The following is a 24708-nucleotide window of genomic DNA, read 5'->3' as shown; positions in this document are numbered from 1 at the left end:
CGCCCGGCGGCCGCGGCCGCAGCGGCGATCGACGGCCCGCCCCGCCGCGATACACGGGCTTCGTTCATCCAACCCCTAATGCTAGACTTGATCCGTCACCGCCATCATCTTCGCGGGCAACGCACCACGCCAACCTTGCCGGGCTGCTCGGCCCGGCCCACGTGACGGGAGAAGCGCCATATGCGTGTGGATCGCCGGATCGCTGCGCCTGCGTCTTCGGGTCGTCCGCCCGCATTCGTCATTCCGCTCGTCTGCGTTGCGCTGCTCGCGTCCGTGGCCGTGCACGCGGAAGGGGCGTTCACCGTATCGAGCGAGGACCTGCCGAGCGGCGGCCGCATCGGCAACGCGAACGTGTTCGACCGCGGCGACTGCAAGGGCGCGAACCGCTCGCCGCAGCTGAGCTGGCGCAATCCGCCGCCCGGCACGCGCGGCTACGCGGTCACGATGTTCGACCCCGACGCGCCCGGACACGGCTGGTGGCACTGGGCCGTCGCGAGCATCCCCGCCACCGTCACGAGCCTGCCCGCCGACGCGAGCGCGTCCGGCTTCCTGCGGCGCATCGGCGCGAGCGAAGCGCGCAACGACTTCGGGAGCGACGGCTACGGCGGCCCGTGCCCGCCGCCCGGCAAGCCGCATCGCTACGTGATCACCGTCTATGCGCTGAAGGGCATGGACCTGCGCGTCGCGCAGGGCCGCCCCGCGCCGATGTTCGAGCATGAGATCGATACGCAGACGCTCGGCACCGCGCGGCTCGTCGTCCATTACGGGCGATGACCGGCAGCCAATACCCGACGATTCAATATTCCGTCACGCTGGCGATGCACGATGGGACCGCGCGGTCGGCGTCCCCGGCCGATGCCGTGCGCCCGCCGCGCGGGCGCACGTCAAAGGGACACAAGAGACCGCGGATCGTCTTTTTTCGGCCCGTGCGGTGCAGGGCCGCCGGATGAGGTCTTAAAATGTCGGTTTTCGGGCGCCGCCCCCCGTTTCAGTGAGAGCGAAATGAGCACCAAAGTTTTTGTCGACGGCCAGGAAGGCACGACCGGCCTGAAGATCTTCGAATACCTGGCGGCGCGCAACGACGTCGAAGTCCTGCGCATCGACGAAGCGAAGCGCAAGGATGTCGACGAGCGCCGCCGCCTGATCAACGCGTCGGACGTCACGTTCCTGTGCCTGCCGGACGTCGCGTCGCGCGAATCGGCGTCGCTGGTCGAGAACCCGCACACGACGCTGATCGACGCGAGCACCGCGTTCCGCACCCACGCCGACTGGGCGTACGGCCTGCCCGAACTGACCCGCACGCAGCGCGAGAAGATCCGCACGTCGAAGCGCATCGCGGTGCCGGGGTGCCACGCATCGGCGTTCGTGCTCGCGATGCGTCCGCTCGTCGACGCCGGCATCGTCGCACCGACGTTCGCCGCGCACAGCTACTCGATCACCGGCTACAGCGGCGGCGGCAAGTCGATGATCGCCGACTACGAGAACGCGGCGGCGGCCGGCAAGCTCGCGAGCCCGCGCCCGTATGCGCTCGGCCTCACACACAAGCACCTGCCGGAAATGGCCGCACACACGGGCCTCGAGCACGCGCCGATCTTCACGCCGATCGTCGGCCCGTTCCTCAAGGGCCTCGCGGTGACGACCTACTTCACGCCCGCCCAGCTCGCGAAACGCGCGACGCCGCAGGACGTGCAGCGCGTGTTCGCCGAATACTACGCGGACGAAGCGTTCGTGCGCGTCGCGCCGTTCAACGCGGACGCGAATCTCGACGGCGGCTTCTTCGACGTGCAGGCGAACAACGACACGAACCGCGTCGACCTGTTCGTGTTCGGCAACGACGAGCGCTTCGTCACGGTCGCGCGTCTCGACAACCTCGGCAAGGGTGCGTCGGGCGCCGCGATCCAGTGCATGAACATCAACATCGGCGCGGCCGAGGACACCGGCCTCAAGCGCTGATCCACGCCGCACGCGATGCAAAGCCGGCCGCTGGCCGGCTTTTTTTATTCGCGCGAAGCAATAAAAAATTCAGTCAACGCATTTACAAATATTTACAAGCTTTCCATTGCGCGATTGCCGCCGAATTAAATCCCCGCCCGTTTCTCCAGTCAATCCCGAATAGGGATAAACCGGATGTGCGCCGCTTTAAACGCTGCCGTTATAGGCTCCAAGGCCCTCCGACCGCGGGGCGAACGTGGCATCGCCCCCACTCGACCGCCCTTTCGAGGCCGCGCCGCCGTTTTAATTCTTACTGAAAGCCACATCCGGCAAGGATTCAAAATCCGACTTCCGTTTCAATCGTCTTTTTTAGACGAGTTCATCAATTGACAGCAAAAATCGCTGAAGCGACATTAGCTCGCACAATTAAACGATTGGAGACAGCGGCATGTCGCACACCTTATCGAAGGGGGTGGCAACGGCCTTTGCCATTGCCCCTTTGCTGGTCGCCTGTGGTGGGGGGGATTCCGGCGGCGCACCCGCGCCGATCGACGCGCCCCAATGTTCCGGTTCGAGCTGCGGCACGCAAGGGCCGCCGCCGTCGCAGCCCGTCAACGGCGCGCTGTGCCCGGCCGACGCCGATATCGTGAAGAGCACGTATCTCGGCGGCGCCGGTAGCGGCGAGATCGTCAGCGTCAACATCGACGCGGTCGCGATGACCTACACGCTCAAGTGGCTCGAATCGCCGATCCCGCTCGCGACGGGCACCGTCACGCCGAGCCGCGCCGGCACGACGATCACCGGCAAGGTCATGCATCCGCCGACCGGCACGCTGCCGACCGCCGAGCAGACGCGCTGCGCGTTCATCCTGACGCCGGGCACCGGTACGGCGCCGAACGGGTCGACCTATTCGACCGCTGCCGACTTCAACCAGGCGAACCCGCCGATGCTGCTCGTCGGCATGGGCGTCGCGGGCGGCGGCATTCCGGGTGCGACGGTCCAGTACGACGGGCTGACGATCATTCCGGGCGTGCTGCAGAACGTCGGCCAGGTGCCGAACCGCCATTTCGACTTCTACCCGTTCCTCGGCTTCGCGAACACGACGACCGATCTTTCGAAGCTGCCGGGCACGTACAACGCGCTGATCTATCACCTCGTGCCGTCCGGCAACTACGCGACGAAGGGCTCGAACTCGAGCGAAACGTTCGACGCGAACGGCGCCTGTACGTCGACGAGCTCGGGCGGCTGCCAGACCACCGGCAATCCCTGGACCGTGAACACGGCGAACGGCGGCTACTTCGACAGCACGAAGGCGCCGCAGACGCTGCCGCAAACGCAACTGCCGCTGATCGGCGCGACCGGCAAGTCGGCGACCGCGCACATGGTGCTCGGCCAGCTCAACGGCGCGACCGTGCCGGTGATCGTGCGCACGGGCAACGTGAACCTCGGCACGGCGCCGCTGCACACCGACGCGCAGGTCGACGACGAGTCGGGCATCGCGGTGCTCGGCGCGGCAACCGCGATCACGTCGGGCGCGATCGACGGCGGCTACGCGGGCGCGGACTCGAACTTCAAGTACACGGCTGCGCTGATCCGCGGCAGCAACGCGTCGTTCATCAACCCGTCCACGCAGGCCGAGGAAGACGGCTTCACGCTCGACTACGGCCAGACGACGCCGGGCCTGCTGGGTGCGACCACGACGCCGCCGAGCGGCGCGAGCTATCCGTCCGCATCGGGCGTGGTGATCGCGACGGGCGGGCTGTATGCGGCGCTGATCCAGGGCACGGTGAACGGCGGCGTCACGTCGACGTCGGCGAATTCGTCCACGTCGTCGACGCCGTACTTCGGCGTGGGCGCGCAGATCAGCAAGTAGCGATCGGGGGCGCGGCGGCGGCGACCGTCGCCGCGCGAAGCTGAAAGGCGCCCGGCACGGCGCCGGCAGGACGAGCACAAGCCACAGAAGCGGCCGACAGGGAGCTGGCCGCCGCACAAGACAAATCTGGAGGAGCAACATGAAGCGCAACCTCATTCTCGCGGCCGCCTTGACCGCCCCCCTTCTTTCGGCCTGCGGCGGCGGCGACGACAATCCGCCGCCGCTCGTCGAAGACCGGCTCTGCCCCGCGTCGCTCGACTACAGCACCGTGTTTACCGGCGGCGCGGGCAGCGGCGAACTCGCGAAGGTCCAGCTCGACACCACCAAGATGACTTGGCAGGTCACCTATGTCGAATCGCCGGTGCCGCAGACGACCGGCACCGTCGTACCGACCCGCGCGGGCACCGTCGACAGCGGCACGCTCACGCAGGAAACGCTGCTGCCGACCAACAAGCTGAACCAGTGCGCGTTCCGCCTGAACGGCGCGAGCCTCGACCCGTCGCGTCCGGCGCGGATCTTCGTCGGCGAAGGCGTCGCGGGCGGCACGATTCCCGGCAAGGAAATCCAGTTCAACGGCGTGCTCGGCCAGGCCGCGGTGCCCGACACGAAATTCCCGTACTACCCGTTCATCGGCTTCTCGTCGATCGAAACCGACATCACGAAGGTCGCCGGCACGTACAGCCACATCGGCTTCGGCGAAGTGCCGTCGCAGAACTTCGCGCCGGCGTCGATCGACGCGAAGGTGACGATCAACGCCGACGGCTCGTGGACCAAGTGCGACACGACCGGCCAGTTCGCGGGCGGCGCGTGCACGCAGCAGGGCACGAACTTCGTGCAGTCGGCCGACGGCAGCGGCGCGTTCCAGTCGAACAACTACGCAAGCCAGCTGAAGCCGACGCTGTCGGCGACGCCGCAGGGCAAGGGCTTCATGATCGTCGGCAAGCTGCGCAACCAGCTGGTGCCGATCCTCGTGCGCACGGGCGTCGCGAACCCGAACCCGACGCCGGACAGCAACGGCGTGCCGGGCCTGACCGCCGACGACGAATCGAGCATCTCGATCCTCGCGCCGCAGACGGCGATCGCTGTCGGCTCGCAGAACGGCGAGTACATCGGCGTCGACAGCCAGTTCGACTATCGGACCACCGCGCTGATCAACACGCAGGCCACGCTGCTCGATCCGTTCAACGCATCGCAGGCGTCGCTCGCGACCGCGCTCGACCTCGACTACACGCAGAAAGTGCCGGGCACGGTCACGACGATCCACTCGGGCGCGAGCAGCTCGACGCCGACCGGCAAGTTCATCTTCACGGGCGGCGTGTTCGGTTTCCTCGACAACGCGGGATCGACGCCGTATTTCACGATCGGCGCGTTCGTCCAGTAAGCGGAGGGAAGCCGTGATGAAGAAGACCCTTCTGTGCGCGGCGGCCGGCGCCGCCGTGCTGGCGCCGCTCGCGGCGCACGCGCAGAGCGCCGGCAGCAACGTCGTCACGCTCGGCTGGTTCCACGTGATGCCGCAGCAAAGCAGCACGCCGATGACGACCAACGTCGCGCCGACGCCGATCAACACGCCGCTGCGCCTGCCGCCGTCGTTCACGTCGCCGGGCACCGGGCTGCACACGAGCGGCGCGGACACCGTCGGCCTGACCGTCAGCCACTTCCTGACCGACCATATCGCGGTGACGTCGGTGGCCGGCGTGCCGCCGGTGTTCAAGGTGTCGGGCCAGGGCACGATCAAGCCGCCGGGCCCTGCCGGCGCGCTCGGCTCGCAGAACATCGGGCTCGCGTCGGTCAACCCGATCGTGAAGAGCGTGCGGCAATGGAGTCCGGCCGTGCTGCTGCAGTACTACTTCGGGCAGGCGACCGCGAAGTTCCGGCCGTTCCTCGGCCTCGGCGTGTCGTACAACTGGTTCAGCGACCTGCAGCTCAACACCAACTTCATCAAGCAGACGCAGGACAACCTCGGCGCGATCCTGGCCGCGGGCGCGGGCAAGCCGGGCACGACGTCGGTGGAGGCGAAGGCGTCGTCGTCGTGGCAGCCGGTGTTCAACGCGGGCCTGCAGTACAACATGACCGAGCATTTCGGGCTGGTCGCATCGGTGACCTATATCCCGCTGAAGACCACGTCGACGGTGACGATCAAGGCGGCCGACGGCACCGTGCTGGCCGAATCGAAATCGGAGCTGAAGGCCGATCCGATCATCAGCTACGTCGGGATGACGTACAAGTTCTGACGCCGGCAGTCGAAGGCGCAACGCGCGCTGCGGAGACACCGCAGGCAAAAAAAAGCCCGCCTAGGAGGCGGGCTGAATCCATATCAGAGGAGACATGGAGGAGACAGGTGCAACTATAGCGAATCGGTTTCCGCAATGCAACATTTCCGTAGAGAAAATAAGGATTTTCCCTCGAATGCAGACTCTAGACCGCGATTGCATCTGACCCCCTCGCCACTTCCCGCTTCAGCACGTCGGCCAGCGCGTCGCGCAGCAGCGCGACAGGCCGCATCAGCCGGCCCGGCAGCGCGCCGTGCACGGTCCATACGTTGATCCGCGTCTCGATCCCGACCGTTTCCACCACCTTCAGCGCGTCGCGATGCGCGCTGCGCGCCAGCGCGTTCGGCGGCGCGATGCCGATGCCCGCGCCGCGCGCGACCAGCGACAGCTGCAGCTCCGAGCCGAACGCCTCGACCGCCACGTCGAACGGCAGCCCGGCCGCGCCGAGCGCGCGGCTCAGCGCCGAGCGCATGCCGCAGCCGTCCTGGCTCAGCACCCACGGGAAACCGGACAGCGTGTCGAGCGTCAGCGGGCCGTCCGGCAACGGGAAGTCGCGCGCGGCGACCAGCACCGTCGGCTGCGTGCCGAGCAAGGTCGCGACGAGCGTGTCCGGCAGCGCCGCACTGGCCGGCACCATCACGGCGGCCATGTCGAGCGTGCCGCGTTCGACGCTTTGCACCAGCGCCGGCGACCAGCCGGCCGTTACGCGCAGCGTCAGGCGCGGAAACGCTTCGCGCAGCCGGTCGATCGGCCGCTCGAGCGCCAGTTCCGACAGGAACGGCGGCACGCCGATGCGCAGTTCGCCGGCCGGCTCGCTGTCCGGCGTGCCGGCCGCCATCAGCGCGTCGACCGCACACAGCACGTTGCGCGCCAGCGCATAGACGTCGCGCCCGGCGGCAGTCGGCTTCAGCGGCTTGCTCTGCCGGTCCAGCAGCGGCACGCCGAGCAGCGTTTCGAGGTTCTGCACGCGCCGCGTCAGGCCCGGCTGCGTCAGATGGAGCTTCGCGGCGGCGGCCACCATCGAGCCGCTGTCGACCACCGCGACGAACGCCTGGAGATCACGCGTATTCAAAACAATCTCGCATAATCATGTTAGACATATTTCAATTGTCGCATAAACACCGGCCGCCTACGATGGGATTTCCTTCGACTACCGCTCCAGGCTTCCGATGAACTGCCCTGCTCCTTCTCCTTCCTGCCCGGCCGCCGCCCGCGAACCCGACCGCACCGCCGCCCGCGTCGCCGCGCCGCCCACCCTGAGCGCCGGCATGACGCTCTTTTTCGCCGCGACGGTCGGCGTGATCGTGATCGACCTGTTCGCCGCACAGCCGCTGACCGGCCCGATCAGCGCCGACCTGCACCTGCCCGCCGGCCTGGCCGGCCTCGTCGCGATGCTGCCGCAGCTCGGCTATGCGGCCGGTCTCGTGCTGCTGGTGCCGCTCGTCGACCTGCTCGAGAACCGCCGCCTGATCGTAACGACGCTCGCGATGTGCGCGGCGATGCTCGCGCTGCCGGCGTTCACGCATTCGGGCGTCGTGTTCCTGCTCGCGACGCTGGTCGCGGGCGCCGCGTCGAGCGTGATCCAGATGCTGGTGCCGATGGCCGCGTCGATGGCGCCCGAAGCGCAGCGCGGCCGCGCGGTCGGCAACGTGATGAGCGGGCTGATGCTCGGCATCCTGCTGTCGCGGCCGCTCGCGAGCCTGATCGCGGGCTCGGTCGGCTGGCGCGCGTTCTATGCGCTCGCCGCGCTCGCGAACCTCGCGATCGCCGCCGTGCTCGCGTTCCGGCTGCCGTCGCGCCGCCCGTCGGTGACGGCCGGTTATCGCGCGCTGCTCGCGTCGATGGGACGCCTGCTGGCCGACGAACCCGTGCTGCGCCGTTACGCGCTGTCGGCCGCGCTCGCGATGGCCGCGTTCAGCGCGTTCTGGACCGCCGTCGGGCTGCGGCTCGCGCAGCCGCCGTTCGGCTTCGACCTGCACGGGATCGCGCTGTTCGCGTTCGCCGGCGCGAGCGGCGCGATCGTGACGCCGCTCGCCGGTCGCGCGGGCGATCGCGGCCGTGGACTAGCCGCGCAGCGGATCGCGCACGGCGCGATGCTCGTGGCGCTGGCCGTGCTCGGCATCGCGGGCGCCGGCTGGTTCGGCTTCGACGCGCATGCGCATCGCGGCGTCGCGCTCGCGCTGCTGGCCGGCGGCGCGGCGCTGCTCGATGCGGGCGTGATCACCGACCAGACGATCGGCCGCCGCGCGATCAACCTGCTGAACCCGGCCGCGCGCGGGCGCCTGAACGGGCTGTTCGTCGGATTGTTCTTCGTCGGCGGCGCGATCGGCGCGGCGCTGGCCGGCAGCGCGTGGGCGTGGGGCGGATGGGGCGCGGTGTGCGGCGTCGGTTTCGCGTTCGCGGGCGCGGCCGCCGCACTCGGCCTGACGGCCGGGCCCGCAGCCGATGCGGCGGGACTGCCGGACGCGCGGCCCTGAAAACACGAACGCCCCGCCCTGTTGCGAGGGACGGGGCGTTCGGCGGGCCGGCGCGACGCCGCCGCGCAATCAGTGCCGGACCAGCGCCATCATCGCGCCGAAGCCGACGAACAGCCCGCCGGTCAGCCGGTTGAAGATCTTCGCGACGCTCTGGCTCTTCAGCGTCGCGCCGATGCGCGTGCCGAACGACGCATAGACGAGATACCAGCTGACCTCGATCACTGCGAACGTGACGACGAGAATGCCGAACTGCGGCAGCGTCGGCTCGGCCGCGTTGATGAACTGCGGCAGCAGCGCGGCCGCGAACAGGATCGCCTTCGGGTTGCTGCCCGCGACCAGGAAGCCGTTGCGGAACAGCGCCCAGCGCGACGCCGGCGCGGCCTGGCGCGACACGGTCTCGACGTCGGCGGCCGGCGCATCGTCGTCGACGCGCGCGCGCCACGCCTTCACGCCGAGGTAGACGAGATAGGCCGCGCCCGCGTAGCGCAGCGTGTCGAACATCGCCGGCCACGCTTCGAGCACCGCGCCGAGGCCCGCCGCCGATACCGACAGCATCAGCACCAGCGCGGCGAGGCAGCCGGCCATCGTCGACGATGAGCGGCGCAGCCCGTGCCGCGCGCCGTGCGTCATCACGAGCAGCATGTTCGGGCCCGGAATCGCCGACACGACGAACACCGTCGCCACGAAAAGCCACCACGTATGCAGGTTCATCACCGCTCCCGACCGAAAGAAGAATGAAAACGTCGATTATGCCGCGCGCGACGCGCTTCTGTCGCGCGCCGCGTCAGCGGCCCGCGCGCCGCAGCGCGGCTTCGCCGAGCACCGCGAAGTCCTGGTCGCCGCCGCCGTGCGCGAGCGCGTCGAGCAGGCTGTCGCGCACGACGCTCGCCACCGGCAGCGGCACCGACGCGGCGTCGCCGGCTTCCAGCGCGAGCCGCACGTCCTTCAGGCCGAGGCGCGCCTTGAAGCGCGCCGGCTCGTAGCGGCGCTCGGCGATCATCGCGCCGTAACCTTCGTAAACCGGTCCCGGAAACACGCTGCCGGTGATCACGTCGAGGAAATCGCGCATCGCGACGCCGTGCGCGCCGAGCAGCGCGGACGCCTCGCCGAGCGTCTCGATCGCCGAGGCGAGCGTGAAGTTCGCCGCGATCTTCGCGACGTTCGCGTGCTGCGGCAGCGAGCCGAACCGCCAGGTCTTCTGGCCGATCGCGTCGAACAGCGGCTGCACGCGGTCGATCGCCTCCGCCGGACCGCCCGCCATGATCGTCAGCCGCGCGGCGGCCGCGACGTCGGGCCGCCCCATCACGGGCGCCGCGACGTAGTGAAGGCCGCGCGACGCATGCGCGTGCGCGAGCGATTCCGCGAGCGCGACCGACACCGTCGCCATGTTGACGTGGATCAGCCCGCGCGGCGCCTGTGCGAGCAGCGCGTCGTCGAAGACCGCGCGCGCGGCCGCGTCGTCGGCGAGCATCGAGAACACCGCGTCGCCGCGGAACGCGTCGGCCGGCGTGTCGACGATCTGCGCGCCGAGCGCGGCGAGCGGCTCCGCGCGACCGCGCGACCGGTTCCACACCCGCACCGCGTGCCCCGCCTTCAGCAGGTTCGTCGCGATGGCCTGCCCCATTTCACCCAGCCCGATAAATCCGAGATCCATTGCCCGCTCCTTCGACCGTGAAGCGGCGAGTAAAACACAGATGCGGGTCGCGTGCAGGGTCCGCACACGATGCGATACTGCGCGGATGGCGACCGCGACCTTCCGCTTCCACGGCGAACTGAACGCATTCCTCGCGCGTGCGCAGCGCGACCGGGCGTTCGCGCACGCGTGCGCGCGCGACGCGACCGTCAAGCATGCGATCGAGGCGCTCGGGGTGCCGCATACGGAAATCGGCCGGCTCTGCGTGAACGGCGCACCGGCCGCGCTCGAGCGGCCGCTCGACGACGGCGATCGCGTCGACGCGTATCCGGAGCGCGCGCAACCCGCGCCCGATGCGCCGCGGCCGGCCGAATGGCGCTTCATCGCCGACGCGCACCTGGGCGGGCTCGCGCAACTGCTGCGTCTCGCGGGTTTCGACACCTGCTACGACAACCATTACCGCGACGACGAGATCGCGGCAATCGCCGCACAGGAGGGGCGGATCGTGCTTACGCGCGACCGCGAGCTGCTCAAGCGGCGCGCGATCGCGCGCGGCTGCTACCTGCACGCACAGCAGCCGGCCGAACAATTGCGCGAGCTGTTCGCGCGGCTCGATCTCGCGCCGTACATGCGGCCGTTCCGGCTGTGCCTGCGCTGCAATGCGCCGCTGCACGCGCTCGACGCGGCCGCCGCGGCGCCGCGCGTGCCGGCCGGCGTGCGGCAGCGGCACCGTCGCTTCGCCGCGTGCGACGTGTGCCGGCGCGTGTTCTGGGAGGGTTCGCACTGGCGGCGCATGCGCTCGGTGGTCGATGCGATGCGCGCGCCGCCACCACCGCCGCCGCAGTCCGACGAATCCGACGCCTGAAAAAAACAAACCCCGCATGCCGAAACATGCGGGGTTGTCCGACGGCTGGCCGGCAGGGCCGGCTCCGTGGCGGCGCGCTTAGTTCTGCGCGCCTGCGTCGTTCGTGCCGGCTGCCGATGCGGCGGCGGCCTTCGCCTTGCCCTTGGCCGAACCGTGGCGCTTCAGCTGGTGCTTCGGCTTGCTGTGATCCTTCTTGGCCGGTGCCGGCGCAGCGGCCGACGTGTCGGCTGCCGGCGCGGACGCCTGTGCGAATGCCGAAACCGATGCGAGAGCGAATGCTGCGGTCATGATCGATGCGAGCGTCTTCTTCATTGTTCTTCCTTTAGCGGAGAAATAATTCAAACGTACCGGTACGAAAAGATGCGAGGCATTCGCATCGGAGCGCCAGGTCGCGTCGCAGCTGCCGGCCTTCGCCGATCCGCCGCGACAAATACTGACGCACTGGCACCATAACGCATCGTCTTCGCGGCAAGTTGACACGCAGCTTGCGTTTTCGGGTTTTCCCCGAGGCGCCGGTTCGCCGGCGCGGCACGGCCGCGGGCGGCTTCCCGGGCGACCCGGCACACCGCCCGGCGACTCGCCCAACCCGTTCTCGCGCCGTTCGCCGCGACGCTATACTGGGCGACCTTCCGTCCCTTTCCATGGAATCCGGATCGCGGCCGGTCGCTAGACCGCCGCCACGAGGCGCCCAAATTGCCCGATCACAATCTGGACAAACTGAAAATCGACCGGCGTCCGCTCGCCGCGCCGCCGCCGCGGCGCCGCTGGGTCCGCTATGCGGTCGCCGCCGCGATCGCCGTCGTTGCCATCGGCGCCGGCATCGCGCTCACCGGCCGGCCGACCGTCGAGACGACGGCCGTGACCTCCGCCTACCCGTACCAGAACGACACGCAGCTCAATGCGACCGGCTACGTCGTGCCGCAACGCAAGGCCGCGGTCGCATCGAAGGGCCAGGGGCGCGTCGAATGGCTCGGCGTGCTCGAAGGCACGCGCGTGAAGAAGGACGAGATCATCGCGCGCCTCGAGAGCGACGACGTGCGGGCGTCGCTCGCGCAGGCGCTCGCCCAGGTCAAGGTCGCACGCGCGAATCTCGCGCTGCAGCAGGCCGAGCTGAACGACGCGGAAATCGCGCTGCGCCGCTCTGCCGCGCTCGCGCCGAAAGGTGCGGTGCCGGCCGCGCAGTACGACTCCGACCGTGCCCGCGTGAACAAGGCGCGCGCGTCGGTCGACAGCGACGCGGCCGCGATCGCGTCGGCGCAGGCCAACGCGCAGGCGGCCCAGGTCGCGGTCGACCAGACCGTGATCCGCGCGCCGTTCGACGGCATCGTGCTCGCGAAGCACGCGAACGTCGGCGACAACATCACGCCGTTCTCGTCCGCGTCGGACAGCAAGGGCGCGGTCGTGACGATCGCCGACATGGACACCCTCGAGGTCGAGGCCGACGTCGCCGAGTCGAACATCGCGAAGATCCGCGCCGAGCAGCCGTGCGAGATCCAGCTCGACGCGCTGCCCGACCTGCGCTTTGCGGGCCGCGTGTCGCGCATCGTGCCGACCGTCGACCGCTCGAAGGCCACCGTGCTCGTCAAGGTCCGCTTCGTCGACCGAGACGACCGCGTGCTGCCCGACATGAGCGCGAAGATCGCGTTCCTGTCGAAGCCGCTGTCCGCGCAGGACCGGCGGCCGGTGACGGCCGTGCAGGCCGGCGCCGTCGTCGAGCGCGACGGCCGGCCGGTCGTATTCGTCGTGAAGGACGACGCAGTGCGCGCGGTGCCCGTGACGAAGGGCGCGCGGATCGGCGAACTCGTCGCGATTGGCGGCGTGAAGCCGGGCGACACGGTCGTGCTCGCGCCGGGCCCGAAGCTGAAGGACGGCGCGAAAGTGACCGTCGCGAAGAAGTAGCGGGAGGCGCGTGAGCGAAGCGCCGCCGCCCCTCGTCGAGATCAGCCACGTCGCGAAATCGTACCGGCGCGGCAATCAGCGCGTGCCGGTGCTGACCGACATCACGCTCGACATCGGCGAAGGCGAATTCGTCGCGCTGATGGGGCCGTCGGGCTCCGGCAAGAGCACGCTGCTGAACCTCGTGGCCGGCATCGACCGGCCCGACGCCGGCGAGCTGCGCGTCGGCGGGCTCGACATCACGCAGCTCGCGGAGGCGCAACTGGCCGAATGGCGCGCGGCCAACGTCGGCTTCATCTTCCAGTTCTACAACCTGATGCCGGTGCTCACCGCGTTCGAGAACGTCGAGCTGCCGCTGATGCTCACGCACCTGTCGCGCCGCGAGCGGCGCGAGCGTGTCGCGCTCGTGCTCGACATGGTGAATCTCGGCGACCGCACCAGCCACTACCCGTCCGAGCTGTCCGGCGGCCAGCAGCAGCGCGTCGCGATCGCGCGCGCGCTGATCACCGATCCGGCGCTGATCGTCGCCGACGAGCCGACCGGCGACCTCGACCGCGCGTCGGCCACCGACGTGCTCGCGATGCTGCAGCGGCTGAACGCCGAGCTCGGCAAGACCATCATCATGGTGACCCACGACGCGCACGCGGCCGCCGCCGCGAACACGCTCGTGCATCTGGAAAAAGGGGAGCTGATCGATGGGCACGCGGGCTGAGCGTCGGCGGGAGCGCGCACGATGTTCGTGCTGAAGCTGATTGCGCGCAATGCGCTGCGGCACCGGCTGCGCACGCTGCTGACCGTGCTCGGGCTGACCATCGCGGTGCTCGCGTTCGGGCTGCTGCACACCGTCGTCGACGCGTGGTACGCCGGCGCGGCCGCCGCGTCCAGCGGACGGCTCGTCACGCGCAACGCGATCTCGCTCGTGTTCCCGCTGCCGGTCAGCTACGAGAACCGGATTCGCGGCGTCGACGGCGTGACGGCCGTGGTGCGCTCGAACTGGTTCGGCGGCATCTATCGCGACCCGAAGAACTTCTTCGCGAGCTTCGCGGTGTCGGACAACTATCTCGACCTCTACCCCGAATTCATCGTGCCCGCGCAGCAGCGCGCCGACTACGATCGCGACCGCCGCGGCTGCCTGGTCGGACGTCAGCTCGCGACACAGTTCGGCTTCAAGGTCGGCGACGTGATCCCGCTGAAGGGCACGATCTATCCGGGCACCTGGGACTTCGTCGTGCGCGGCATCCTCGACGGCCGCGACGATTCGACGATCACGCGCCAGTTGGTGTTCCACTGGGACTACCTGAACGAAACGGTGCGCAAGCGCACGCCGAAACAGGCCGACCAGGTCGGCGTGTTCGTGCTCGGCGTCGCGAACCCCGACGACGGCGCAGCGATCGCGCGCAACGTCGACGCGGCATTCCGCAACTCGCTCGCCGAAACGCTGACCGAGACCGAACAGGCGTTCCAGCTCGGCTTCGTCGCGATGTCGAACCAGATCATCGCGGCGATCCGGCTGGTGTCTTACGTGGTGATCCTGATCATCATGGCCGTGATGGCCAACGCGATGGCGATGAGCGCGCGCGAGCGCACCGCCGAATACGCGACGCTGAAGGCGCTCGGCTTCGGGCCCGGCTTTCTCGCGCTGCTGGTGTTCGGCGAGTCGGTCGTGATCGCGGTGGCCGGCGGCGCGCTCGGAATGCTCGCGACCTCGCCGGCCGCGAGCGCGTTCAAGCAGGCGGCGGGCGGCATCTTCCCGGTATTCAAGGTGTCGACGCAGACGCTCGCGCTGCAGGCGGCCTGCTCGCTCGCGATCGGCCTCGCGGCCGCGCTCGTGCCGGCCTGGCAGGCGGCGCGCGTGCGCGTCGTCGAAGGCCTGCGGGCGATCGGCTAGGGACCGGCGATGGCGATCCCGCTCACCTACGTCGCGCGCAACCTGTGGGCCCGGCGCCTCACCACCGCGCTGACCGCCGGCGGGATGGCGCTCGTGATCTTCGTGTTCGCGACCGTGCTGATGCTCGACGCGGGGCTCACGCAAACGCTCGTCTCGACCGGCGAACCCGACAACGTCGTCGTGATCCGCAAGGGCGCCGAAACCGAGATCCAGAGCGCGATCGACCACCAGCAGGCCAATGCGCTCGAGATGCATCCGTCGGTCGCGCTCGGCGCCGACGGCCGGCCGCTCGTGTCGAAGGAGGCGGTCGTGCTGATCTCGCTCGTGAAGACCTCCACCGGCAAGCCGTCGAACGTCGTGATCCGCGGCGTCTCGCCGTCCGGCCTCGCGCTGCGCCCGCGCGTGCGGCTCACGGCGGGCCGCATGTTCGCGCCGGGCTCGTCGGAGATCGTCGTCGGCAGCGCGATCGCGAAGGGTTTCAGCGGCACGCAGCTCGGCGACCGCCTGCATTTCGCGCAGCGCGACTGGACCATCGTCGGCGTGTTCGACGCGGGCGGCAGCGGCTTCGATTCGGAGATCTGGGGCGACGTCGACCAGCTGATGCAGTCGTTTCGCCGCACCAGCTATTCGTCGATGGTGCTGCGCATCCCGAGCGCGGACGGCTTCGCGCGCTTCAAGGCCGACATCGACGTGGACCCGCGCCTGACCGACGAGGCGAAGCGCGAGCAGGCGTTCTACGGCGACCAGTCGAAGGCGCTGTCGACGTTCATCAACATCCTCGGCATCACGCTGTCGACGATCTTCTCGATCGCCGCGATGATCGGCGCGATGATCACGATGTATGCGTCGGTCGCGAACCGCGTCGCCGAGATCGGCACGCTGCGCGCGCTCGGCTTCAAGCGCACCAGCGTGCTCGTCGCGTTCGTGCTCGAGGCGCTGCTGCTCGGCTTCGTCGGCGGCGTCGCCGGGCTCGCATGCGCGTCGCTGATGCAGTTCGCGTCGTTCTCGACGACCAACTTCCAGACCTTCTCCGACCTGTCGTTCCGCTTCGTGCTGACGCCGGCGATCGTCGTGAAGACGCTGCTGTTCTCGCTCGTGATGGGGCTCGTCGGCGGCTTCCTGCCGGCGCTGCGCGCCGCGCGGCTGAACATCGTCGACGCGCTGCGCGCGCAGTGACGCGCAACCGCGCCGCTCAGCGCTCGCGCGGCACCCACGCGCCGTGGAAGCCGGCCGGCACGCGGCGCGGCAGATGCACGGTCGCGAGCGGCCCCACGTCGATCGCACGCGCGTCGAGGATCACGACGTCGCTCGTATCGGTCGCCGCGCGGTACACGATCACCAGCAGCCAGCCGTCGTCCTCGTCGACGCCGCCCGGACGCGGCACGAACACGGGCTCGCCGTTCTGGTCGCCGGGCGGCACCGCGTAGCGCGTGGTCGTGCCGTTCGCATGGTCGAAGCGCATCACGCCGCGCATCTCCGCGCCGTTCGGCTGCTCGGCCGCGTACAGGTATCGGTAGCGGCGCCCGGTCCGGCGCTCGTTGATGCGCGGCAGCTCGATCCCGCCGTCCGCGAGCGGCCCTTCGTCGATCAGTCCGTTCGCCGTGTCGATCACGTAGCGCCACAGCTCGCCGACCGGGTTGTCGGCAAAGCGCCCCGTGCGCGCGTCGAGCCGCAGGAACGACGGATAGCGCACCGCATCGAGCACGATGCATTCCGCATCGCAGTCGTATGCGTTCACGACGTGCAGGATGAAGCACGGCTCGACGCCGAACCAGCGCACGTCGCCGCCGTGGCGCGGCAGCACGCCGATGCGCGCGTCGCGTTCGTCGTGCCAGCGCAGCGGCATCCGATGGCCTTGCTTCAGCAGCGAGAAGTCGTAGCCGACGTTCAGGTCGAGCACCAGGCTGCGGGTTTCGGTGATCGCGAGATCGTGCATCATCGACGGCGCGGGCAGGTCGATCGCGAGATCGACGCGCTGCACGCCGTGCACGTCGGCGACGCCGTAGCGCAGCCGCGGCGCGCGCCAGTCCGCGTGAAACGCGATCAGCTCGCCGGTCGACGGGTCGACCTTCGGATGGGCGGCCATCGCGCCGTCGAAGCCCGCGTGCCGCGCCGGCGCGCCGAGCGAATCGAGCGCGGCGGTGATCGCAAACGGCGCGCCGCCGTCCGACAGCGCGAGCAGTTCGCCCGCATGCTGCAGCACGCTCACGTTCGGATTGGTGTCGGGCAGATGCGGCACCTGCGCGGGCGCATGCACGGCGGCCCAGCGCTGCGTGCGCGCCCAGCGGTTCCGGTAGCCGGCCGCACCGCCGTTTTCGAACGCGATCGCATGCAGCATCGCGGCTTCCGGCCACCACGACAGCATGTCGCTCCCTTCGAAGCGGCCGCCCGGCGGATTGGGGCCGTTGCGCAGCAGCGTGCCGTCGAGTTCGCGCGGAATGGCGCCCGTCGCGCGCAGGTCGACGAAGTCGACCTCGTCGGCGACCGGCGCGATCGCGCCCCGGTTCAGGTCGAATGCGGTCATTGCGTCGCATGCTCCGTCAACGGTCTTCGGTGTAGCGCGGCAGGTCGCCGCGCGCCAGCGCGAGCGCATGGTCGCGCACGTCGTCCGGCCAGCCGGCGATCAGCTCGGCCATCCGAACGAGGTCGTTCGCGTACAGCATGCGCGCCGCCTCCTCGAAGCCGGGCAGGTCGCCGGCCAGCGCCGACATGAAGTGATAGGCGCGCGCCTGCGCGTCGCGCCGCCGGTCGGCGGCCGCATGCGTGCGCCGCGCGTCCTCGACGAGCTTGCGCAGCGCGACCGATGCACCGCCCGGCTGCGCGGCGAGCCATTCCCAGTGACGCGGCAGCAGCGTGACCTCGCGCGACACGACGCCGAGCTTCGGCCGGCCGCGGCCGCGCTGTTCGCTCGCGGCGGCGGGATCGACGGCGATGCCTGCGGCGTCGGCGTCATCCGGCGGCGCATAACGCGCGCGGACTTCATCGACCGTGCCGCGCAGGTCGAGGTCGATCGAGCGCCCCGTCGCATCGTCAAAGATCAGGACCGTACCGGCCATTCCGTCGCCGGCAACGCGCTTGACCGCGAGCGCCACCGTCGCGAGCGGGCCCGACGCGAGCCGCCGGTGGCCGTCGAAGGCCGTGCAGGAAGGAACGAGTGTGGAAGAGGTCATCGTGGTCGCCCTCGGAACGGGTTCGGTGATTGGAATGTCGCCATTTTTATCCGGGTATAAATGCAGTGTCAATATCACCCGGATAAAAATATGGCATAGGCGCGCCTGCCTCTTCCGTCCGTCGATCGATTCAAATGCTGAATCGATCAAGTCAGGAATTGGCATGAAACCGGAATATCCACCGTGCCAGAATGACCCGCACGCCGCACACTCGCACCGCGGCGTCCGGTCGCCTGCGGCCGGCATCCGACAACCCGATCGCGCGCACATGGATGCGCGCGACGGCGCCTTCCGCGTCCCGGAGGAGACAAGTCATGAATCCGCTTCACGCGCTGCCGGCGTCCGCGTCGGCGACGGCCCGGCGCACACGCGTGCGCTGGCTCGTGCTGGCCGTCCTGTTCGCGATCACGACGATCAACTACGCGGATCGCGCGGCGATCGCGATCGCGGGGCCGAGCCTCGCCCGCGCGCTGCATCTGAACCATGTGCAGATCGGCTTCATCTTCTCCGCGTTCGGCTGGTCGTACGTGATCGCGCAACTGCCGGGCGGCTGGCTGCTCGACCGCTACGGCTCGCGCGTCGTCTATGCGTTCAGCATCTTCTTCTGGTCGCTGTTCACGCTGCTGCAAGGCGCGATCGGCTTCTTCGGCGGCGCGGCGGCGTTCGCGCTGCTGTTCGGGCTGCGCTTCCTGGTCGGTGCGGCCGAAGCGCCGTCGTTCCCGGCCAACAGCCGGATCGTGTCCGCATGGTTCCCGGCGCCCGAGCGCGGCACCGCGTCGGCGATCTTCAATGCCGCGCAGTACGCGGCGACCGTCGTGTTCGCACCGCTGATGGGCTGGCTCGTGCACGCGTTCGGCTGGCAGTCGGTGTTCGCGGTGATGGGCGTGCTCGGCTTTGCGCTCGTCGCGATCTGGAACCGCACCGTCTACGATCCGAAGGACCATCCCGGCATCAACCGCGCGGAACTCGACTATCTCGCCGAAGGCGGCGCGCTCGTCAACATCGACCAGGCGACCGGCCGCCGCGACGACGGCCCGTCGCTGCATCACGTGAAGGCGCTGCTGAAGAGCCGGATGCTGATCGGCGTGTACGTCGCGCAGTACTGCATCAACGCGCTCACCTATTTCTTCATCACGTGGTTTCCCGTCTATCTGGTGCAGGCGCGCGGGATGTCGATCCTCAACGCGGGGCTCGTCGCGTCGATCCCGGCCGTGTGCGGCTTCCTCGGCGGGATCCTCGGCGGCGTCGTGTCCGACGCGCTGCTCAGGCAGGGCCGCTCGCTGTCGGTCGCGCGCAAGGTGCCGATCGTGATCGGCATGCTGCTGTCGATGTCGATGCTGGTCTGCAACTACACCGACTCGCCTGTGCTGGTCGTGCTGTTCATGGCGCTGTCGTTCTTCGGCAAGGGGCTCGGCGCGCTCGGCTGGGCCGTCAACGCCGACACCGCGCCTCGCCAGATCGCGGGGCTGAGCGGCGCGCTGCTCAACACGTGCGGCAACCTGTCCAGCATCACGACGCCGATCGCGATCGGCTATATCGTCGACCGCAGCGGCTCGTTCAACGGCGCACTCGTCTACGTCGTCGCGCACGCGCTCGTCGCGGTGATCTGCTACGTGTTCGTCGTCGGCGAGATCCGCCGCGTCGAGCTTGATTGAACGGCGCGGGCCGCGCCGGTCCGTCCGGCGGTCCGCGCGAACGGAACCAGGAGCGAACCGATGTCCGAAACCCGCCATGCCGGCACGCCGCGCGTCACACGCATGCAGGTGATTCCCGTCGCCGGCCGCGACAGCATGCTGCTCAACCTGTGCGGCGCACACGCGCCGTACTTCACGCGCAACCTCGTGATCCTCGAGGACAGCAGCGGCCGCACGGGCGCGGGCGAGGTGCCGGGCGGCGAAGGCATCCGCCATGCGCTCGAACGGATGACCGATCGCGTGGTCGGCCAGCCGATCGGGCGCTACCAGGCCACGCTGAACACGGTGCGCGCAGCGCTCGCCGGCACGGGGCCGGGCGCCGGGCGCACGATCCGGCACGAGGTCACGTCGGCCGGCGAAGCGGCCGTGCTGCGCCAGCCGCACGAGATCAACCTGCGGCTCGACAACGTGATCACCGCGATCGAGGCGGCGCTGCTCGACCTGCTCGGCCAGTATCTCGACGTGCCCGTCGCGGCGCTGCTCGGCGAAGGGCAGCAGCGCGACGCGGTGCCGATGCTCGCCTACCTGTTCTATATCGGCGACCGGCGCCGCACCGACCTGCCGTACCGCGACGAGGCGCACGCATCGGACCCGTGGTTCCGGCTGCGCAACGACGAGGCGCTGACGCCGGCCGCGATCGCGCGGCAGGCCGAGGCCGCGGTCGAGCGCTACGGCTTCGCCGATTTCAAGCTGAAGGGCGGCGTGATGGCCGGTGCGGACGAGCTGGAGGCGATCGCGGCGATCAAGGCGCGTTTCCCGGACGCGCGCGCGACGCTCGATCCGAATGGCGCGTGGTCGCTCGACGAAGCCGTCGCGCTCTGTCGCGGCCAGGGCCACCTGCTCGCCTATGCGGAAGATCCGTGCGGACCGGAAGCCGGCTATTCGGGCCGCGAGGTGATGGCCGAATTCCGCCGCGCGACGGGCATCCCGACCGCGACCAACATGATCGCGACCGACTGGCGGCAGATGGATCATGCGGTGCGGCTGCAGGCGGTCGACATCCCGCTTGCCGACCCGCACTTCTGGACCATGCAGGGTTCGGTGCGGCTCGCGCAGCTGTGCCGCGACTGGGGCCTGACGTGGGGCTCGCACTCGAACAATCACTTCGACGTGTCGCTCGCGATGTTCACGCACGCGGCGGCCGCCGCGCCCGGCACGATCACCGCGATCGACACGCACTGGATCTGGCAGGAAGGCGATGCGCGGCTCACGCGCGAGCCGCTCGCGATCGTCGGCGGCAAGGTCGCCGTGCCCGAGCGGCCGGGGCTCGGCATCGAGCTCGACATGGCGCAGGTCGAGGCCGCGCATGCGCTGTACCGGCAGGTCGGCAGCACCGCGCGCGACGATGCGATCGCGATGCGTTACCTCGTGCCTGGGTGGACGTACGATCCGAAGCGGCCGAGTTTCGGGCGCGGCGAATGGCGGAAGTAAAGGCGGCAGCGGGGACGAAGGTCGGGAGGGATACAGCGGGAAACACGTAACCGCGCATTCCCGCGCTTCAATGCAAAAAACCCCGCCGGGCATCGCCCGACGGGGTTTTCAAATTCTGTTGGTGGAGCGGAGGAGGATCGAACTCCCGACCTTCGCATTGCGAACGCGACGCTCTCCCAGCTGAGCTACCGCCCCAACAGTCCATCATCATACACACGCTTTTCCGCGCTTGGCAATAGGGTTCTCCCGAGCCATTTTTTGACGCGTACCGCCGGCCCGCGCCGGCCTCGCGCCTCACTTCTGCGGTGCGCCCGCGAGCACCCATTCGACGACCGAACGGATGTCCGCATCGCTCATGCGCGGATGCGCGGGCATCGGAATCGCGCCCCAGACGCCGGAGCCGCCCTCCTTCACCTTCTTCGACAGCTTCGCCACCGCCTGCGGATCGGCCTTGTAGCGTGCCGCGATGTCCTTGAACGACGGACCGACGAGCTTGCGGTCGACCGCATGGCAGCCCATGCACGCGTTGCTGCGCGCGACCTTCAGGCCGTCGCCGACGTCCGCGTGCGCGACCGCGCCGGCCATCAGCGCCGCGGCCGCGACGCCCTGCACCATCCGTTGCTTCATCGACTTCATCTTCCCAGCCTTCATTGCGGAGCCGCCTTCGGATTGCCCGGATGCACGTTCGACGAATTCGAGATCGGCGCGGGCGGCTGCAGCGGCGTGGACTGCACCGACGCATCGGGCACCGCGCCGACCGTCGCGGCATCGGCCGGCGCCGCGGCGGCCTGCGCGCCGGCGGCATCGCTTGCCGGCGTGGCGGCCTGCAGCGCCTGCGCATCCTGCGGCTTGATGTACTGGAACACCTTCACGACCTTCTCGACACCCGGCACCTGGCTCGTCGCTTCCGCGCCGCGGTTGCCCTCGTCGACCGTCACGAGGCCCATCAGGTAGATGTTGCCGCGCTCGCTGACGACCTTGTAGTTGTTCGCCGAGATCCCCTTCGTCGCGATCAGTTCGGACTTCACGCGCCCTTCGAGATACGAGTCGTTCGCGCGCGACGACAGCGACGACGCCGGCTCGACCGACAGCTCGTTGACGATCCCGTTCACGTTGTTGATGCCGCGCACGATTTCCTCGGCGCGCTGCTTGGACGCATCGTTCGGCACCTCGCCGGTCAGCAGCACGCGGCGGTTGAACACCGTCACGTTCACGTGCGACTGGTCGGGCAGCCCGTTGTTGATCTGCGTGAGCGACTTGACCTGGATCTCGCGATCCTCGGTCTGCGCGCCGAGCGTGCGGCGATCGGTTGCGATCAGCGCGCCGCCGCCGGCCGCCGCACCCACCACTCCGAGCACACAGCCCTGCAGCGACACGGCCAGGCCCGCCGTCAGCGCGGCGAGCAGCGTGGTTCTGACGAGCGTCTGTTTGACGCGGCTTTGATTCATCGACGGCTCTCCTTCGTTCAATCCTCACCCAGCAGCATCGCGTCGATGCCGTCGCACAGGCAGTGGATGGTCAGCAGATGGACTTCGTGGACGCGCGCCGCCCGCTCGGCGGGCACGTTGATCGGAATATCGGTGTCGGACAGCGCGGCCGCGACCGCATGGCCGCTGCCGCCGGTCAGCGCGACGACGGTCATCTCGCGCTCGTGCGCCTCGTCGATCGCCGCCAGCACGCGCGGCGACGCGCCGCCCGGATCGAGCACCAGCAGGATGTCGCCGGTCTGCCCGAGCACGCGCACCTGCTGCGCGAACAGCTGCTCGGCAGCGGCCGCCCCCGTGAGCCCGCCCTGCGACGCATCGGTGGCCAGCGCGATCGCGGGCAGGCCCGGGCGCTCGCGCTCGAAGCCGCCGACCAGCGACACGGCGAGGTAATGCGCGGCGGCAGCCGACGGGCCGTCGCCGCAGGCGACGATCTTGTTGCCGTTCGCCAGCGCGGCGAACATCGCGTCGACCGCGGCCGCGATCGGCAACGACAGCGCGTCGGCCGCTTCGGCGAGCAGCGCGACGCTGTCGTGAAAATGTTGCTGAATACGTTCGACTGACATCGATTCCTGGTGAACTGGGCGCGTGACGCATCTCGCGCGACATCGTGGGTGCGGCGAGTTTACCGTACTCCGGCGCCCTGTCCGGGGGGTTGGCAAGAACTCTTTACATCTGGTCACAGCTCGCGGCTACGCGTCGTCGGTACGAAATGCGTCACGCAGCCACACGAGCCGACCGGCCTCGAACGCGACGACGTCGAAACGGCACGCCGCGCGCGGGTCGTGCCGCGCCCAGAAGCGCTGCGCCGCCGCGACGAGCCGCCGCCGCTTGCGCCAGCCGACGCTCGCGGCTGCGCCGCCGTGCCGGCTGCTGCGCCGCGCACGCACCTCGACGAACACGAGCGTGCCGTCCGCGTCGCGCATCACGAGATCGAGCTCGCCGCCGCGCATCGTCACGTTCGCCGCGACGAACGCGAGCCCGCGGCGCGCGAGGAACTGGCGCGCGCGCAACTCGAATGCGGCACCGACCGGCTTGGATCGCGCCGCGCCGGAAAAGTTGTCGCGCGCATGCGCCGCACCGCGCCGCTCATCCGGCGCGGGTGCCGCCGCGTGGCACAATGCCGTCCTTGTTCCGCTTGCGCCGCGATTGCGTGCATTGCCTGCCATGACTGCCCTCCTCGAACTCGCGCATACGCAGCACTATCCGGACGCCGCGCTCTACGTGGTCGCGACGCCGATCGGCAACACCGCCGACATCACGCTGCGCGCGCTGCACGTGCTCGGTCTCGCCGACCGCATCGCCGCCGAAGACACCCGCAACACGGGCCAGTTGCTCGCCCGCTACGGGATCTCGAAGCCGCTCGTCGCGGTGCACGAGCACAACGAACGCGAAGCGGCGCTGCGCGTGATCGAACTGCTGCGCGCCGGCGAGCGCGTCGCGTACGTGTCGGACGCCGGCACGCCCGGCATCTCGGACCCGGGCGCGCGGCTCGTCGACGCCGTGCGCGCGGCCGGCTTCGCGGTGATTCCGCTGCCGGGCGCGAGCGCGGCCGTGACCGCGCTCAGCGTCGCGGGCGACTGGGCCGGCGCGTTCACGTTCGCCGGCTTCCTGCCGCCGAAGGCGAAGCAGCGCGCGAGCGCGCTGCAGGCGCTGGTGTCACATCCGTATGCACTGGTGTTCTACGAAGCGCCGCACCGGATCGCCGACACGGTCGCGGCGCTCGCCGAAGCGTTCGGCCCCGCGCGCCGGCTGCTGATCGCGCGCGAACTGACCAAGCTACACGAGCAGTTGTTCCAGGGCACGCTGGCCGAAGGACAGAGCTGGCTCGACGCGGACGCGAACCGTCAGCGCGGCGAATTCGTGCTGGTCGTCGAAGGCGCGCCGGACAACGGCGGCACCGCCGACGACACCGCGCACGACGCGCTGCTCAGGCTGCTGCTGGAAGAAGTGCCGGTGAAGAGCGCCGCGAAGCTCGCGGCCGCGCTGACCGGCGCGTCGCGCAATGCGCTGTATGCGCGCGCACTGGCACTGAAGGAAGGTTGACGAACCGTCAACGAGCGGCGGGCCGGCGCAACGAAACGCCGGCGCCCCG

The 24708-nt window shown here is 69.6% G+C and carries 24 protein-coding genes and 1 tRNA gene; 14 read left to right on the top strand and 11 right to left on the bottom strand.

All coding sequences use genetic code 11. The features are described from left to right. Window positions 1–180 precede the first annotated feature (180 nt). The 5 genes from BST28156_RS25285 to BST28156_RS25265 all read left to right on the top strand — a co-directional run bounded on the left by BST28156_RS25285 (window position 181) and on the right by BST28156_RS25265 (window position 6036). Window positions 181–774, top strand: coding sequence for a YbhB/YbcL family Raf kinase inhibitor-like protein (locus BST28156_RS25285; protein WP_174903646.1), 594 nt, complete (start codon window positions 181–183; stop codon window positions 772–774). Window positions 775–1002: 228 nt separating this feature from the next. Next, on the top strand, window positions 1003–1953 hold the full coding sequence (argC, locus tag BST28156_RS25280) for an N-acetyl-gamma-glutamyl-phosphate reductase (protein WP_060246017.1): 951 nt from the start codon (window positions 1003–1005) through the stop codon (window positions 1951–1953). A 427-nt stretch (window positions 1954–2380) separates the two neighbouring features. Beyond that, entirely contained in the window at window positions 2381–3805 is a 1425-nt protein-coding gene (locus tag BST28156_RS25275; protein WP_174903645.1) for a DUF2957 domain-containing protein, read from the top strand. Between the two features lie 139 nt (window positions 3806–3944). Continuing rightward, the gene (locus BST28156_RS25270) at window positions 3945–5186 is read left to right on the top strand and encodes a DUF2957 domain-containing protein (RefSeq protein WP_060246015.1); all 1242 of its coding nucleotides are present in this window, start codon (window positions 3945–3947) and stop codon (window positions 5184–5186) included. Between the two features lie 16 nt (window positions 5187–5202). Continuing rightward, a complete protein-coding gene (locus BST28156_RS25265; protein ID WP_009691315.1) occupies window positions 5203–6036 on the top strand; it encodes an OmpW/AlkL family protein in 834 nt (277 codons plus the stop codon). 184 nt (window positions 6037–6220) lie between these two features. Here BST28156_RS25265 and BST28156_RS25260 read toward each other — a convergent pair whose 3' ends face one another. Beyond that, a complete protein-coding gene (locus BST28156_RS25260) occupies window positions 6221–7147 on the bottom strand; it encodes a LysR family transcriptional regulator (protein ID WP_174903644.1) in 927 nt (308 codons plus the stop codon). A 97-nt stretch (window positions 7148–7244) separates the two neighbouring features. Between BST28156_RS25260 and BST28156_RS25255 the strand changes: the two genes are divergently transcribed. Further along, entirely contained in the window at window positions 7245–8552 is a 1308-nt protein-coding gene (locus BST28156_RS25255; RefSeq protein ID WP_174903643.1) for an MFS transporter, read from the top strand. A gap of 69 nt (window positions 8553–8621) precedes the next feature. Here the strand turns inward: BST28156_RS25255 and BST28156_RS25250 are convergent, their stop codons facing one another. Continuing rightward, window positions 8622–9263 carry a LysE family translocator gene (locus tag BST28156_RS25250; RefSeq protein ID WP_060246012.1) on the bottom strand — a complete coding sequence of 214 codons (642 nt, stop codon included), beginning with the start codon at window positions 9261–9263 and terminating at the stop codon, window positions 8622–8624. 73 nt (window positions 9264–9336) lie between these two features. Next, complete coding sequence (locus tag BST28156_RS25245) at window positions 9337–10206, bottom strand: NAD(P)-dependent oxidoreductase (protein WP_060246011.1); 870 nt, start codon at window positions 10204–10206, stop codon at window positions 9337–9339. Window positions 10207–10291: 85 nt separating this feature from the next. On the opposite strand from BST28156_RS25245, the gene BST28156_RS25240 reads away from it, so the two are divergent. Then, window positions 10292–11050 carry a Mut7-C RNAse domain-containing protein gene (locus BST28156_RS25240; RefSeq protein ID WP_174903642.1) on the top strand — a complete coding sequence of 253 codons (759 nt, stop codon included), beginning with the start codon at window positions 10292–10294 and terminating at the stop codon, window positions 11048–11050. Between the two features lie 78 nt (window positions 11051–11128). On the opposite strand, the gene BST28156_RS25235 is transcribed toward BST28156_RS25240, so the two are convergent. Further along, window positions 11129–11362: a hypothetical protein gene (locus BST28156_RS25235; RefSeq protein ID WP_060246009.1), complete on the bottom strand. Its 234-nt coding sequence runs from the start codon at window positions 11360–11362 to the stop codon at window positions 11129–11131. Window positions 11363–11743: 381 nt separating this feature from the next. Here BST28156_RS25235 and BST28156_RS25230 point away from each other — a divergent pair, with 381 nt between their 5' ends. Genes BST28156_RS25230 through BST28156_RS25215 form a run of 4 tightly spaced genes read left to right on the top strand, consistent with a single transcriptional unit; the run spans window position 11744 to window position 16010 of the window. Continuing rightward, a complete protein-coding gene (locus BST28156_RS25230) occupies window positions 11744–12949 on the top strand; it encodes an efflux RND transporter periplasmic adaptor subunit (RefSeq protein WP_174903641.1) in 1206 nt (401 codons plus the stop codon). Between the two features lie 10 nt (window positions 12950–12959). Then, on the top strand, window positions 12960–13658 hold the full coding sequence (locus tag BST28156_RS25225) for an ABC transporter ATP-binding protein (protein WP_060246007.1): 699 nt from the start codon (window positions 12960–12962) through the stop codon (window positions 13656–13658). A 21-nt stretch (window positions 13659–13679) separates the two neighbouring features. Further along, on the top strand, window positions 13680–14834 hold the full coding sequence (locus BST28156_RS25220) for an ABC transporter permease (RefSeq protein ID WP_174903640.1): 1155 nt from the start codon (window positions 13680–13682) through the stop codon (window positions 14832–14834). A gap of 9 nt (window positions 14835–14843) precedes the next feature. Then, window positions 14844–16010, top strand: a complete 1167-nt coding sequence (locus BST28156_RS25215; RefSeq protein WP_060246005.1) for an ABC transporter permease — start codon at window positions 14844–14846, stop codon at window positions 16008–16010. A 16-nt stretch (window positions 16011–16026) separates the two neighbouring features. Here the strand turns inward: BST28156_RS25215 and BST28156_RS25210 are convergent, their stop codons facing one another. Continuing rightward, window positions 16027–17358, bottom strand: coding sequence for a carotenoid oxygenase family protein (locus BST28156_RS25210; protein WP_174903639.1), 1332 nt, complete (start codon window positions 17356–17358; stop codon window positions 16027–16029). Between the two features lie 16 nt (window positions 17359–17374). Further along, complete coding sequence (locus BST28156_RS25205; RefSeq protein WP_174903638.1) at window positions 17375–18004, bottom strand: DUF2239 family protein; 630 nt, start codon at window positions 18002–18004, stop codon at window positions 17375–17377. Window positions 18005–18318: 314 nt separating this feature from the next. On the opposite strand from BST28156_RS25205, the gene BST28156_RS25200 reads away from it, so the two are divergent. Both BST28156_RS25200 and BST28156_RS25195 read left to right on the top strand, forming a co-directional pair. Then, entirely contained in the window at window positions 18319–19659 is a 1341-nt protein-coding gene (locus tag BST28156_RS25200; RefSeq protein ID WP_174903637.1) for an MFS transporter, read from the top strand. Window positions 19660–19719: 60 nt separating this feature from the next. After that, window positions 19720–21129, top strand: coding sequence for an enolase C-terminal domain-like protein (locus BST28156_RS25195; RefSeq protein ID WP_174903636.1), 1410 nt, complete (start codon window positions 19720–19722; stop codon window positions 21127–21129). Window positions 21130–21248: 119 nt separating this feature from the next. Here BST28156_RS25195 and BST28156_RS25190 read toward each other — a convergent pair. From BST28156_RS25190 to BST28156_RS25170, 5 genes are all read right to left on the bottom strand, one after another. Continuing rightward, window positions 21249–21324 (bottom strand) — tRNA-Ala (locus BST28156_RS25190). A gap of 99 nt (window positions 21325–21423) precedes the next feature. Then, on the bottom strand, window positions 21424–21765 hold the full coding sequence (locus BST28156_RS25185; protein ID WP_174903655.1) for a c-type cytochrome: 342 nt from the start codon (window positions 21763–21765) through the stop codon (window positions 21424–21426). 11 nt (window positions 21766–21776) lie between these two features. Continuing rightward, on the bottom strand, window positions 21777–22577 hold the full coding sequence (locus BST28156_RS25180) for a BON domain-containing protein (RefSeq protein ID WP_060246033.1): 801 nt from the start codon (window positions 22575–22577) through the stop codon (window positions 21777–21779). A 17-nt stretch (window positions 22578–22594) separates the two neighbouring features. Continuing rightward, entirely contained in the window at window positions 22595–23179 is a 585-nt protein-coding gene (locus tag BST28156_RS25175) for an SIS domain-containing protein (protein ID WP_060245995.1), read from the bottom strand. 126 nt (window positions 23180–23305) lie between these two features. After that, a complete protein-coding gene (locus BST28156_RS25170) occupies window positions 23306–23734 on the bottom strand; it encodes a YraN family protein (protein WP_174903654.1) in 429 nt (142 codons plus the stop codon). A gap of 46 nt (window positions 23735–23780) precedes the next feature. Here BST28156_RS25170 and rsmI point away from each other — a divergent pair, with 46 nt between their 5' ends. After that, the gene (gene rsmI, locus BST28156_RS25165; RefSeq protein ID WP_174903635.1) at window positions 23781–24659 is read left to right on the top strand and encodes a 16S rRNA (cytidine(1402)-2'-O)-methyltransferase; all 879 of its coding nucleotides are present in this window, start codon (window positions 23781–23783) and stop codon (window positions 24657–24659) included. Window positions 24660–24708 lie beyond the last annotated feature (49 nt).

This window comes from Burkholderia pseudomultivorans (genome assembly GCF_902499075.1).
In the GTDB taxonomy this organism is placed as follows: domain Bacteria; phylum Pseudomonadota; class Gammaproteobacteria; order Burkholderiales; family Burkholderiaceae; genus Burkholderia; species Burkholderia pseudomultivorans.
The sequence above is the reverse complement of the archived record's forward strand: the minus strand, read 5'-3'. Positions and strand labels throughout refer to the sequence as shown.

What these genes read in the sequence shown, in the direction of transcription:
- BST28156_RS25235 (WP_060246009.1), bottom strand. Translation starts at nt 11,362, where the DNA reads ATGAAGAAGACGCTCGCATCGATCATGACCGCAGCATTCGCTCTCGCA.
- BST28156_RS25205 (WP_174903638.1), bottom strand. Translation starts at nt 18,004, where the DNA reads ATGACCTCTTCCACACTCGTTCCTTCCTGCACGGCCTTCGACGGCCAC.
- BST28156_RS25215 (WP_060246005.1), top strand. Translation starts at nt 14,844, where the DNA reads ATGGCGATCCCGCTCACCTACGTCGCGCGCAACCTGTGGGCCCGGCGC.
- BST28156_RS25265 (WP_009691315.1), top strand. Translation starts at nt 5,203, where the DNA reads ATGAAGAAGACCCTTCTGTGCGCGGCGGCCGGCGCCGCCGTGCTGGCG.
- BST28156_RS25245 (WP_060246011.1), bottom strand. Translation starts at nt 10,206, where the DNA reads ATGGATCTCGGATTTATCGGGCTGGGTGAAATGGGGCAGGCCATCGCG.
- BST28156_RS25220 (WP_174903640.1), top strand. Translation starts at nt 13,680, where the DNA reads ATGTTCGTGCTGAAGCTGATTGCGCGCAATGCGCTGCGGCACCGGCTG.
- BST28156_RS25240 (WP_174903642.1), top strand. Translation starts at nt 10,292, where the DNA reads ATGGCGACCGCGACCTTCCGCTTCCACGGCGAACTGAACGCATTCCTC.
- BST28156_RS25285 (WP_174903646.1), top strand. Translation starts at nt 181, where the DNA reads ATGCGTGTGGATCGCCGGATCGCTGCGCCTGCGTCTTCGGGTCGTCCG.
- BST28156_RS25270 (WP_060246015.1), top strand. Translation starts at nt 3,945, where the DNA reads ATGAAGCGCAACCTCATTCTCGCGGCCGCCTTGACCGCCCCCCTTCTT.
- BST28156_RS25250 (WP_060246012.1), bottom strand. Translation starts at nt 9,263, where the DNA reads ATGAACCTGCATACGTGGTGGCTTTTCGTGGCGACGGTGTTCGTCGTG.
- BST28156_RS25275 (WP_174903645.1), top strand. Translation starts at nt 2,381, where the DNA reads ATGTCGCACACCTTATCGAAGGGGGTGGCAACGGCCTTTGCCATTGCC.
- BST28156_RS25195 (WP_174903636.1), top strand. Translation starts at nt 19,720, where the DNA reads ATGTCCGAAACCCGCCATGCCGGCACGCCGCGCGTCACACGCATGCAG.
- BST28156_RS25175 (WP_060245995.1), bottom strand. Translation starts at nt 23,179, where the DNA reads ATGTCAGTCGAACGTATTCAGCAACATTTTCACGACAGCGTCGCGCTG.
- BST28156_RS25210 (WP_174903639.1), bottom strand. Translation starts at nt 17,358, where the DNA reads ATGACCGCATTCGACCTGAACCGGGGCGCGATCGCGCCGGTCGCCGAC.
- argC (WP_060246017.1), top strand. Translation starts at nt 1,003, where the DNA reads ATGAGCACCAAAGTTTTTGTCGACGGCCAGGAAGGCACGACCGGCCTG.
- rsmI (WP_174903635.1), top strand. Translation starts at nt 23,781, where the DNA reads ATGACTGCCCTCCTCGAACTCGCGCATACGCAGCACTATCCGGACGCC.
- BST28156_RS25180 (WP_060246033.1), bottom strand. Translation starts at nt 22,577, where the DNA reads ATGAATCAAAGCCGCGTCAAACAGACGCTCGTCAGAACCACGCTGCTC.
- BST28156_RS25255 (WP_174903643.1), top strand. Translation starts at nt 7,245, where the DNA reads ATGAACTGCCCTGCTCCTTCTCCTTCCTGCCCGGCCGCCGCCCGCGAA.
- BST28156_RS25185 (WP_174903655.1), bottom strand. Translation starts at nt 21,765, where the DNA reads ATGAAGTCGATGAAGCAACGGATGGTGCAGGGCGTCGCGGCCGCGGCG.
- BST28156_RS25200 (WP_174903637.1), top strand. Translation starts at nt 18,319, where the DNA reads ATGAATCCGCTTCACGCGCTGCCGGCGTCCGCGTCGGCGACGGCCCGG.